The organism is Flavobacterium sp., assembly GCF_036515215.1.
GTDB lineage: Bacteria > Bacteroidota > Bacteroidia > Flavobacteriales > Flavobacteriaceae > Flavobacterium.
The window spans coordinates 1-6,941 of the sequence record NZ_DATBVQ010000120.1; the positions used below are offsets into that span (position 1 = coordinate 1).

Here is a 6,941-nt window from a genome sequence, read left to right on the forward strand (position 1 = left end):
TAAGTCGCCCACAATTGATTAAATTTGTGACTTATTCAAAGTTATGTTAGAAAAAGAAACAATAAATTTCGAAAAAACGGCCATCGTCGGCATTGTGACCCAAAATCAAAGCGAAGAGAAATTAAAAGAGTATCTCGATGAGCTGGAATTTTTGACTTACACGGCGGGCGGAGAAGTGGTAAAACGTTTTTCTCAAAAAATGGAACGCCCTAATCCCAAAACTTTTGTTGGAACAGGAAAAATTGAGGAGATTCACCAATTCGTAAAAGAAAACGGTATTTCGACTTTAATTTTTGATGATGAGCTATCCCCTTCACAACAAAAAAATATCTCCAAAATAATCGAAGAGTGTAAAATCCTCGACAGAACAAACCTTATCCTTGATATTTTTGCGCAACGTGCCGAAACTTCCTATGCAAGAACGCAGGTAGAACTGGCCCAGTGCCAATATTTGCTGCCTCGACTTTCTGGATTGTGGACTCACCTCGAGCGTCAAAAAGGGGGAATCGGAATGCGTGGACCTGGGGAAACCGAGATCGAAACGGACAGACGTATCGTTCGCGACAGGATCGCCTTATTAAAAGACAAAATTAAAGCCATTGACAAGCAAATGGGTACGCAACGCGGCAACCGTGGTGCTATGGTTCGTGTTGCTTTGGTTGGTTATACCAATGTGGGGAAATCGACATTGATGAACGCCATCGGGAAAAGCGACGTTTTTGTCGAAAACAAACTTTTTGCGACCTTGGACACCACCGTTCGAAAAGTAGTGATCAAAAACCTGCCTTTCTTGCTTTCTGACACCGTAGGTTTTATCAGGAAACTGCCAACGCAACTGGTGGATTCCTTCAAGAGTACGCTCGATGAGGTTCGCGAAGCCGATTTGTTGCTGCACGTAGTTGACATTTCGCATCCCGAGTTCGAGGATCATATCGCATCTGTAAACCAGACTTTACTGGACATCAAGGCCAACGACAAACCCGTTATCATGGTTTTCAATAAAATTGACGCCTACAAGCCTCTGACCATTGACGACGACGATTTGATGACCGAAAAAACGCCAAGGCATTTCACGCTCGAAGAGTGGAAATCCACCTGGATGAGCCGTGTGGGAGAACAAAACGCCCTGTTCATTTCGGCAACAAACAAGGAGAATTTCGAGGAATTCAGGGAGCGATTGTACGAAGCGGTGAGGCACATTCACATCACCCGTTTCCCTTACAACAAGTTTCTCTATCCTGATTACAAGGACGCCGTGGAGAAAGAAGACAAGGAAGAGGAAACGATAGATTAATTCTAAGTTCCCCTAAAACATATAATACCCAATCCCTTTTGATATTGTCATCAGGGATTTTTTTTGGGCATGCCCCAGCCTCCACTGCGTTGCGGCCGCGTCAGGCTGTACGCTGCCATCTCCCGAAGAAAAATCGGGAGGATTTCCGCTGCCACCCTTCATGCGAGACTTGGGGATTAATGGTTTATGTGCTTTTCCGCACAATTTGTAAGAAAAAAAGCAATATATTTGAGAATAAACAAAGTCTGACCTTTGTCAGACCTATCTACCCTCAGTTGGGTGGCTTTGTATGATTTTGTCATACATATATGCTAGTTACCAGCAATAACAACCAAAAATGTGAAGATGAAACGACTCATTATCTTAGTGACTTTTATATTTTTGAGTTGTTCTCCAAAGCAAGATGAAATTGATAAGATCGAAATAATGTCATATCAATATTGGTGGCTTGAAGAAGAACCTAACATAAAAATAAATCCCATACTATATGCGGAAATAAACAAAAATGAAAATGTTCTGATTGAAAAACAAGAGGAAATATTCACTTACTATAAAACGGAAATTGAAACTGATTACATAAAAGAATTATCAAATCAGACAAAAAATTTTGACGAGCAATACTTTAAACACATAAGAGATTCAACAAAAATTTCTATTGATGATTATCCAATTATAAGAATCAAAATTGAATATAGAAATGGCAAGGTATTATCTTTCTATTTTAATGAAATAGAAAAAAACAAGAAATATTCTGCTTCAATTAATCTGTTCAAAGAATTAATTAGAAAATCGAAAGATAAAAATCATTCAATTATAGCATCGTCAAAAATTAAATTGAAAAGAAATGGATATGCTGATTTTTGCATAAATAAAGACACACTCGAAAGAGCAATTCCAAAACCTAACAAGACTAAAATAAAATTTACTAATCCATAGTTACTGCTGGTAACAGCTACTACAACGGATTTGGGCAATTGGCTTAATTCCTCTGGTGCTCGTCTGCGACGAGTACCTACTTAAACTGAAAAGACAAATTGTAGCGTTTGCAACGCGGATGACCAAAACAGTAGTATCTTAGACAAGCATACGTCTGATTTATAGTATAGTTTCTTAAAATCAATTTATTAAAAAAAAATGTCTGAGAAATACAAAGTTATCGATAGTACCGTACCAACTTTTATTACGATAACAATTGTCGACTGGGTAGATTTATTCACACGACCTATTTATTATAATATCTTAGATGAATCCTTAAATTTTTGCATCAAGGAAAAAGGTTTGAGTGTACATGCCTATGTATATATGACCAGTCATATTCATTTGATTGTAACTGCATTTGATGGTGAATTGCAAAATGTGATTCGAGATTTTAAAAAATTCACATCAAAAAAATTAGTAGAAGCTATTAAGGAACATCCTGAGAGCAGACGAGAATGGTTATTACGAAAATTTAGTTATGAAGCTCAAAAATCAGGAAGGGCTACAAATTATAAATTATGGCAAGATGGTTTTCATCCCATTTTATTAGATACTTTGGAAAAAATTGAGCAGCGTGTAAACTATATACATTATAATCCTGTTGAAGCAGAAATTGTTTATCACGAAAGAGATTATGTAAATAGTAGTTATAGGAATTACGAAGAAGATAATGCTGTTTTTTGTAATGTGCATATCGAACCTTTATGGTAAGCTGTCTCTATGAGCCGCGTTGCAAACGCTTCGTTTTGTTCACACAAGTAAGTAGGTACTCGTCGCAGACGAGCACCAGAGGTAGGACAAATGCAGCACTTGCGGTTGACACCTTTAAAAGACAAATTTAAACTAGCGATGCACCATTTTTTATTTCATTTTAAATTAGAAAGAATATAATAGCATGAAGACAACACCCGAACATGATGAGCGAATGGCAAAAATGACCTTTGCGTCAGTTTACCCGCACTATCTGGCGAAAGTCGAGCGCAAAGGGAGGACAAGGGAAGAGTTGCATCAAGTAATTGAGTGGCTGACGGGCTTTAATGACAAAAAAATCCGAGAACTGATTGAGGGGAAAGTAACTTTTGAAACGTTCTTCAACAAAGCCAAATTGAACCCCAACAGTAACTTGATAACAGGAGCCATTTGCGGCTACAGGATAGAAGAAATTGAAAACCCATTAACCAAAAAAGTCAGGTATCTGGACAAGTTGGTAGACGAATTGGCGAAAGGCAGAAAGATGGAAAAGATTTTAAGAGTTGCATAATAAATAAAAAGCCCTTTTGATGAATTTCAAATTTTGGTTGGTTTTTAGAAACCATAATTCACTCCAATTCCGAAAACTTCACTTACCTGAACGGCTTGCACGGAGTTGTCATCGTATATCGTTCTCAATGCCACGTTTGCCGAAAGGTATTTGTTGATTTTCATCACCAAATTCATTTGGTAATCGATATCCACATTTTGCGGATCGTCCAGATAGTTAGAATACAAATTCAAACGGTTCTCAATGGTTACGTTAGCGATCACGCTAAACTTATAATTAGCCGAAATGCTGGCTCCAAACTCGAAACGCGAACTGTCGCCCTGCAATACGCCAAACGATGGTCCGAAATCAGTAAAATGTTCGTGAACGAGAATCAGTTTAGCGGTAGCTGGAGAAAAGTTGACACTTAGGTTATTGCTTTTTTTCCATAGCATTCCCGGTCCAAATTGAGTATAAGCAGGGGAGAAAAAATGCGAAATTTTTACGTCGTCTTTATCATAACCGGAATCCATTTGGGTTTTAAAATTGAAAAACAACGAATAGTACCAATCGCCTTTGGCCTTTTTACCCCAAAGCGAATTCAGTTCCAGTCGGTCGTCCGTTTTGGCTATTTTGTTGTCCCCTTTTATTTTTGTCAAACCGTAGGCCGCAATGAATTTGTTGTCCCAAACGACATCGTCCTTTTTATAGTTGAAGTCATAATTCAGGCTGAAATTCCCCGCGATGTTTGATGTTCCGCCGCCAAGCCATTGCTTGTTGTAGGCGGATTGGTTAAAAAGCAAGGATATGTTTCCTTCTTTAGTCCACAATTTCGTGGTGTCATTTGCAATCTCCTGAGCGCTTAAGGAGACTATGGTCAATAGGAATACGAAAGAAAGTAAAGTTTTTTTCATGTTCTTGTGTTTTTAGGGAATCTATTTTTTCGCCTTGTACAAGGGAACCGCGGAACAAGCCTCGCCATACATGATGCTTCTGGCAAAGGGTTGCAAATTATGCGCCGCCAGAACATAGGCGCGCATAGGCACAGGTTTTCTGGAGCAGCCTTTGATAATAATCGCTTTATTGGCGTAGACTGAATAATCGATTTTGGCCAGTATCTCTTCATAAAGGGCAGCGTCCAGATCTTCTATGTTCCCGTTAACAACTTTCTTCGCAAACGGCGCTACTTGAATGGCGACCAATATGGAAGCCCAGGCAGGAACTATGGCATCCGTACTGCAATTGATGGCTACAAATTGATCTTGGTATTGCGTCCAGTCGTGATTTTTGAGGTGTTCCCTAAAGTCTTTTTCTTTCAGCAAAAAACCCTCTAACAGCCATTGCGAAATGTCTATTTGAGCACGCGTACCCGTTGGATAGTAATCTTCAAGATCGAATACTTCCAGGGCACTATTGGCCACTTTATTTACAATTTCTTCCATATTTTTAGTAATCAGTAATCAGTAATCAGTGTTCAGTGATCAGTTGTGCACTGAATACTGAACACTGAACACTTTTTTTAAAGCATTCCCAATTCTAATTTCGCTTCCTCGCTCATCAAGTCTTTGCTCCATGGCGGGTCAAAAGTGATTTCCACTTCAGCGTCTTTTACGTGCTCGATTGATTTTACTTTTTCTTCGACTTCTCTCGGCAAACTTTCTGCCACGGGACAGTTAGGGGAGGTTAGGGTCATCAGAATTTTTACTTCGTATTCCGTGTTGACCATGACGTCATATATCAATCCTAATTCGTAAATGTCAACTGGGATTTCAGGATCATAAATTGTTTTTAATTTTTTTACGATTGCTTCCCCTAATTCGTTGGTGTCTATTTCTTGTGTCATTTTTATTCTAGTTTTATTCTGTTTTAATGATTATTGCATTTTTTTAACCATATAAGTCATGTAAGTTTTTAATTTGCTTATATGACTTATATGTTGAATTTAATTTTTCGCATTGAATGCCAAAGCATACATTTTAATGTTCTTTATCATCGAAACCAATCCGTTTGCGCGAGTCGGTGACAAATGTTCTTTCAGTCCGATTTCGTCGATAAAACCCATGTCGGCCTCTAGGATATCCGCTGCGCTTTGATTGGAAAATGTCCGAATCAATATCGCGATAATCCCTTTGGTCAATATCGCATCGCTATCGGCCGTGAAGACTATTTTGTCATCGTTTTGCTCGCCTTGCAGCCACACTTTCGACTGACAGCCTTTGATCAAGTTGTCTTCTGTTTTGAATTCTTCTTTTATCAAGGGCAGATTCTTCCCTAATTCGATGATGTATTCGTAACGTTCCATCCAGTCGTCAAACATGGAGAATTCGCCTACGATTTCTTCTTGTATGTCCTTAATTTTCATTATTTTTTTTTGCAAATGATGTTATTCTGTTTACGAATTTCTTGATCTCTTTTGGCGGAAAACCGTGATCAAAACTGCTAGTCTCGTAGACTGTGTCTTTATAGGTAATTTTCAAATTGGCGATTGCAGCGCCGTCATAAAAACGTTTTTCTGTAGGCGCTTTTAATTTTGGCAGACTATCCAATTCTACCTTTTTGAAACAGTTCACCAAATCATTCCAGTCGTCATCCGAAATTTTTGTCGGAACGGTTTTCTCTTTACCGCTTCGGTCTGAAGAAACCGTAACGGTTTGTTTTTCCACGGTGATTTTTTGGTAAAACCCTCTCGAGTTGGCCACATATTCAATCACGGCAGTGTCGATGTCCTGTTGCTGGTGATCGGAACAACCTTTTCCCAGAAAAAGGCTTAGGAACAATAAGGATAGTATTTTCATATTTTAAGTATTAGGATAACATTGTTTTTGCTCTCTTAATGGCTTCCACCATGGCATCAATTTCCTCTTTGGTATTATAGAAAGAGAACGAGGCCCTTATGGTTCCTGGAATCTTGAAATAATTCATGATCGGTTGCGCGCAATGGTGGCCGGTTCGTACCGCGATTCCCAATTTGTCAATAATGGTACCAATATCATAGGGATGAATTCCGTCAATATTAAACGAAATTACGGAAGTTTTTGTTGCTGCCGTACCATATATCTTCAAACCTTCAATTTCCAACAATCGTTTTGTCCCGTATTCCAACAATTCTAATTCTTGTTTTTGAATGTTTTCAAAACCAACGGAATTCATGTAATCAACGGCAGTTCCAAGAACGATTCCTCCAGCAATATTAGGCGTTCCCGCTTCAAACTTATGTGGCAATTCGGCATAAGTTGTTTTCTCGAAAGTCACTTCCTTGATCATTTCGCCTCCACCTTGATAGGGTGGTAATTTGTTCAGCCAGCTTTCTTTTCCGTACAGAATTCCGACTCCCGTTGGACCGCACATTTTGTGTCCGGAAAAAACGTAAAAATCACAATCCAAAGCCTGAACATCCGGTTTAACGTGCGGAACGGCTTGCGCCCCATC

The 6,941-nt window shown here is 38.9% G+C and carries 11 protein-coding genes; 4 read left to right on the top strand and 7 right to left on the bottom strand.

Annotation, left to right across the window (positions count from 1 at the left end; genetic code table 11):
• Positions 1 to 43 precede the first annotated feature (43 nt).
• Entirely contained in the window at positions 44 to 1,294 is a 1,251-nt protein-coding gene (gene hflX / locus VIH09_RS08205) for a GTPase HflX (protein WP_331579763.1), read from the top strand.
• A gap of 12 nt (positions 1,295 to 1,306) precedes the next feature.
• On the opposite strand, the gene VIH09_RS08210 is transcribed toward hflX, so the two are convergent.
• Positions 1,307 to 1,456, bottom strand: coding sequence for a hypothetical protein (locus tag VIH09_RS08210; protein WP_331579765.1), 150 nt, complete (start codon positions 1,454 to 1,456; stop codon positions 1,307 to 1,309).
• Between the two features lie 183 nt (positions 1,457 to 1,639).
• On the opposite strand from VIH09_RS08210, the gene VIH09_RS08215 reads away from it, so the two are divergent.
• The 3 genes from VIH09_RS08215 to VIH09_RS08225 all read left to right on the top strand — a co-directional run bounded on the left by VIH09_RS08215 (position 1,640) and on the right by VIH09_RS08225 (position 3,533).
• Entirely contained in the window at positions 1,640 to 2,230 is a 591-nt protein-coding gene (locus tag VIH09_RS08215; RefSeq protein WP_331579767.1) for a hypothetical protein, read from the top strand.
• Positions 2,231 to 2,428: 198 nt separating this feature from the next.
• Entirely contained in the window at positions 2,429 to 2,983 is a 555-nt protein-coding gene (locus VIH09_RS08220) for an REP-associated tyrosine transposase (RefSeq protein ID WP_331579769.1), read from the top strand.
• Positions 2,984 to 3,167: 184 nt separating this feature from the next.
• Positions 3,168 to 3,533, top strand: coding sequence for a DUF2200 domain-containing protein (locus tag VIH09_RS08225; protein ID WP_331579771.1), 366 nt, complete (start codon positions 3,168 to 3,170; stop codon positions 3,531 to 3,533).
• 44 nt (positions 3,534 to 3,577) lie between these two features.
• Here the strand turns inward: VIH09_RS08225 and VIH09_RS08230 are convergent, their stop codons facing one another.
• The 6 genes from VIH09_RS08230 to VIH09_RS08255 form a co-directional block, all read right to left on the bottom strand.
• Positions 3,578 to 4,426: a DUF3078 domain-containing protein gene (locus tag VIH09_RS08230; RefSeq protein WP_331579773.1), complete on the bottom strand. Its 849-nt coding sequence runs from the start codon at positions 4,424 to 4,426 to the stop codon at positions 3,578 to 3,580.
• A gap of 21 nt (positions 4,427 to 4,447) precedes the next feature.
• Positions 4,448 to 4,954, bottom strand: a complete 507-nt coding sequence (locus VIH09_RS08235) for a DUF2480 family protein (protein ID WP_331579775.1) — start codon at positions 4,952 to 4,954, stop codon at positions 4,448 to 4,450.
• Between the two features lie 77 nt (positions 4,955 to 5,031).
• A complete protein-coding gene (locus VIH09_RS08240; protein WP_331579777.1) occupies positions 5,032 to 5,355 on the bottom strand; it encodes an SUF system Fe-S cluster assembly protein in 324 nt (107 codons plus the stop codon).
• A 99-nt stretch (positions 5,356 to 5,454) separates the two neighbouring features.
• Positions 5,455 to 5,874 (bottom strand): SufE family protein, encoded by a 420-nt coding sequence (locus VIH09_RS08245; protein ID WP_331579779.1) that lies wholly within the window; start codon positions 5,872 to 5,874, stop codon positions 5,455 to 5,457.
• Positions 5,864 to 6,307 carry a hypothetical protein gene (locus VIH09_RS08250; protein ID WP_331579781.1) on the bottom strand — a complete coding sequence of 148 codons (444 nt, stop codon included), beginning with the start codon at positions 6,305 to 6,307 and terminating at the stop codon, positions 5,864 to 5,866. The genes VIH09_RS08245 and VIH09_RS08250 overlap by 11 nt, the downstream gene beginning before the upstream one ends.
• Positions 6,308 to 6,317: 10 nt before the next feature.
• On the bottom strand, positions 6,318 to 6,941 hold a 624-nt coding region (locus VIH09_RS08255; RefSeq protein WP_331579783.1), incomplete at its 5' end, for an aminotransferase class V-fold PLP-dependent enzyme.

Excerpts from the sequence above, each read along its gene's own strand:
- hflX (WP_331579763.1), top strand. The coding sequence starts at position 44 with ATGTTAGAAAAAGAAACAATAAATTTCGAAAAAACGGCCATCGTCGGC.
- VIH09_RS08210 (WP_331579765.1), bottom strand. The coding sequence starts at position 1,456 with ATGAAGGGTGGCAGCGGAAATCCTCCCGATTTTTCTTCGGGAGATGGC.
- VIH09_RS08215 (WP_331579767.1), top strand. The coding sequence starts at position 1,640 with ATGAAACGACTCATTATCTTAGTGACTTTTATATTTTTGAGTTGTTCT.
- VIH09_RS08220 (WP_331579769.1), top strand. The coding sequence starts at position 2,429 with ATGTCTGAGAAATACAAAGTTATCGATAGTACCGTACCAACTTTTATT.
- VIH09_RS08225 (WP_331579771.1), top strand. The coding sequence starts at position 3,168 with ATGAAGACAACACCCGAACATGATGAGCGAATGGCAAAAATGACCTTT.
- VIH09_RS08230 (WP_331579773.1), bottom strand. The coding sequence starts at position 4,426 with ATGAAAAAAACTTTACTTTCTTTCGTATTCCTATTGACCATAGTCTCC.
- VIH09_RS08235 (WP_331579775.1), bottom strand. The coding sequence starts at position 4,954 with ATGGAAGAAATTGTAAATAAAGTGGCCAATAGTGCCCTGGAAGTATTC.
- VIH09_RS08240 (WP_331579777.1), bottom strand. The coding sequence starts at position 5,355 with ATGACACAAGAAATAGACACCAACGAATTAGGGGAAGCAATCGTAAAA.
- VIH09_RS08245 (WP_331579779.1), bottom strand. The coding sequence starts at position 5,874 with ATGAAAATTAAGGACATACAAGAAGAAATCGTAGGCGAATTCTCCATG.
- VIH09_RS08250 (WP_331579781.1), bottom strand. The coding sequence starts at position 6,307 with ATGAAAATACTATCCTTATTGTTCCTAAGCCTTTTTCTGGGAAAAGGT.